1 protein-coding gene is annotated in these 254 nt (G+C 49.2%); it reads right to left on the bottom strand.

All coding sequences use genetic code 11. The features are described 5' to 3' along the window. The coding region (locus tag B806_RS0105000) for an Ig-like domain-containing protein (protein WP_017402708.1) at positions 1-254 on the bottom strand (254 nt) is incomplete at both ends.

Genomic DNA, 254 nt, shown 5'->3' with positions numbered 1-254 from the left:
GGTTAACTCAGGTGTACTGTCATTGGTCAATACATCGTTAAGCGCTACTGTCGGCGCAACCGCATCAACCACAGCTGTTGCTGGGCCTGATGTATTGCCAGCAGGATCTTCTGTTACTGCCGTTACTGTATCGCCATCATTTAAGCCAGGGTTTGGCACAGTCCAACTACCATCCGGTCCTGCTACAACACTTGCTGTACTACCGTCCGGATAAGTTACTGTTACTGTTGAACCAGGTTCTGCTGTACCTGTAA

It is taken from the genome of Acinetobacter sp. TG2027 (genome assembly GCF_000302435.1).
GTDB lineage: Bacteria > Pseudomonadota > Gammaproteobacteria > Pseudomonadales > Moraxellaceae > Acinetobacter > Acinetobacter pittii.
The sequence above is the reverse complement of the archived record's forward strand: the minus strand, read 5'-3'. Positions and strand labels throughout refer to the sequence as shown.